Source organism: Sphingomonas sp. 2SG (genome assembly GCF_005503285.1).
In the GTDB taxonomy this organism is placed as follows: Bacteria; Pseudomonadota; Alphaproteobacteria; order Sphingomonadales; family Sphingomonadaceae; genus Sphingomonas; species Sphingomonas taxi.
Genome location: NZ_SCMZ01000093.1, coordinates 2,501 through 5,535, shown reverse-complemented (window position 1 = coordinate 5,535; position 3,035 = coordinate 2,501). Strand labels below are relative to the sequence as shown.

Genomic DNA, 3,035 nt, shown 5'->3' with positions numbered 1-3,035 from the left:
AAAATCGATGCACCTTTGTGAGGATGTGTATTTAATCTGGCGTTCGACTTGTATCATCCACGCCGTCGCTGACGTTTCGCTGGTGACCCAGGATTGTCATTGATGGTGTGAGACTCTCAAGCGCGAATAGGACAATTAGTATCGGTTAGCTCCATGCGTTACCGCACTTCCACATCCGATCTATCAAGGTCGTGGTCTCCGACCGTCCTATGAAATCTTATCTTGAGGGAGGCTTCCCGCTTAGATGCTTTCAGCGGTTATCCCGTCCGTACATAGCTACCCTGCTGCGCCGTTGGCACGACGACAGGTACACCAGAGGTACGTTCAACCCGGTCCTCTCGTACTAGGGTCAACTCCTCTCAAATTTCGACGCCCACGGCAGATAGGGACCAAACTGTCTCGCGACGTTCTGAACCCAACTCACGTACCACTTTAATTGGCGAACAGCCAAACCCTTGGGACCTGCTCCAGCCCCAGGATGTGATGAGTCGACATCGAGGTGCCAAACAACCCCGTCGATATGAGCTCTTGGGGGTTATCAGCCTGTTATCCCCGGCGTACCTTTTATCCGTTGAGCGATGGCCCTTCCACGAGGGACCACCGGATCACTATGACCGACTTTCGTCTCTGCTCGACTTGTCAGTCTCGCAGTCAGGCGGGCTTATGCCATTGCACTCTAACAGCCGGTTTCCAACCGGCCTGAGCCCACCATCGCGCGCCTCCGTTACTCTTTAGGAGGCGACCGCCCCAGTCAAACTACCCGCCACAGAGGGTCCCTGTTCCGGCTTACGGAACGAGGTTAGACATCAGAAAACAACAGGGTGGTATTTCACCTATGGCTCCACGTCAGCTGGCGCCAACGCTTCAAAGCCTCCCACCTATGCTACACAGTTCTTTCCTAATGCCACTCTGAAGCTGCAGTAAAGGTGCACGGGGTCTTTCCGTCTAACCGCGGGTACTCCGCATCTTCACGGAGAATTCAATTTCGCTGAGCATGTCCTGGAGACAGTGGGGAAGTCGTTACGCCATTCGTGCAGGTCGGAACTTACCCGACAAGGAATTTCGCTACCTTAGGACCGTTATAGTTACGGCCGCCGTTTACCTGGGCTTCATTTCAGAGCTTGCACCCCTCCACTTAACCTTCAGGCACCGGGCAGGCGTCAGGCCCTATACGTCGTCTTGAAGCCGACTTAGCAGAGCCCTGTGTTTTTGCTAAACAGTCGCTACCCCCTGGCCTGTGCCCCCAACAAGAGCTTGCGCCTATGTTGGGCCTCCTTCTTCCGAAGGTACGGAGGCAATTTGCCGAGTTCCTTCAGGACACTTCTCTCAAGCGCCTTGGTATACTCTACCTGACCACCTGTGTCGGTTTCGGGTACGGTCTATACGGTGGGGCTATTTCCTGGGACAGTTTCGAAGCCCGGCCAATCCGTTAAGGCCGAACAACACACACCATCCGTCACACACCACCAGGCCCACGAATATTAACGTGGTTCCCATCGACTACCCCCTTCGGGCTCGTCTTAGGGGCCGGCTCACCCTGCGCGGATTAGCCTTGCGCAGGAACCCTTGGTCTTTCGGCGAGAGGGCATCTCACCCTCTTTATCGCTACTCATGTCTGCATTCGCACTTCCGATACCTCCACGACCCATTACCAGATCGCTTCACAGGCTTACGGAACGCTCCGCTACCGCGTGGATAAATCCACACCCTAAGCTTCGGTGTATCACTTGAGCCCCGTTACATCTTCGCCGCAGAAACCCTTGTTTAGACCAGTGAGCTGTTACGCTTTCTTTAAAGGATGGCTGCTTCTAAGCCAACCTCCTGGTTGTTTTGGGATTTCCACATGCTTTCCCACTTAGTGATAACTTGGGGACCTTAGCTGTAGGTCAGGGCTGTTTCCCTTTTGACGACGGACCTTAGCACCCGCCGTCTGTCTCCCGGATATCACTCCTAGGTATTCGGAGTTTGGTTAGAGTTGGTAGATCTCGCGACCCCCGCATCCATCCAGTGCTCTACCCCCTAGGGTGTCCATCCGAGGCACTACCTCAATAGTTTTCGCGGAGAACCAGCTATTTCCCGGCTTGATTGGCCTTTCACCCCTAAACACAACTCATCCGGTAACTTTTCAACGTTAATCGGTTCGGACCTCCAGTGCATGTTACTGCACCTTCATCCTGGTCATGCCTAGATCGCCGGGTTTCGGGTCTAATACTTCAAACTCAGTCGCCCTATTCAGACTCGCTTTCGCTGCGCCTACACCTAACGGCTTAAGCTTGCTTGAAACATTAAGTCACAGACCCATTATGCAAGAGGTACGCTGTCAGGCCTCAAGGACCCTCCAACTGCTTGTAGGCAATCCGTTTCAGGTACTGTTTCACTCCCCTCATCGGGGTGCTTTTCACCTTTCCCTCACGGTACTAGTTCGCTATCGGTCATGTACGAGTATTTAGGCTTAGAGGGTGGTCCCCCTATGTTCAGACAGAATTACACGTGTTCCGCCCTACTCGAGTCCGTTTACATCACTTTCGCATACGGGGCTGTCACCCGCTATGGCGCTACTTTCCAGAAGCTTCTGCTAGTTGAATAAACGGCACTGGCCTGGTCCGCGTTCGCTCGCCACTACTAACGGAATCTCGGTTGATGTCTTTTCCTCCAGCTACTGAGATGTTTCAGTTCACCGGGTTCGCTTCACGAAGCCTATTTTATTCAGCTAAGTGATACCTGTTTCCAACTAACCCCGCTCGCCGCCTTGCGGCGACGGTCGAGATTAATCGGATAGGTGGGTTTCCCCATTCGGAAATCGTCGGGTCAAAGCTTGCTCACAGCTCACCGACGCTTATCGCAGCGTGCCACGTCCTTCATCGCCTGTACATGCCAAGGCATCCACGAATTGCCCTTACCTCACGCTTGAGAGTCCACACCACCAACGACAACACTGGATCGACGCCCATCGGGCGGCGACACGAAACTCGGCAGAGCAGTGCAGCGTGGTTCTACCAGGCGCCCTTTACGGACACCCTCTTGGTGCGGATGAT

General features: G+C 54.0%; 1 rRNA gene. It reads right to left on the bottom strand.

The features are described 5' to 3' along the window. Positions 1-115: 115 nt before the first annotated feature. Positions 116-2,910, bottom strand: a 23S ribosomal RNA gene (locus tag FFS23_RS19665). Positions 2,911-3,035 lie beyond the last annotated feature (125 nt).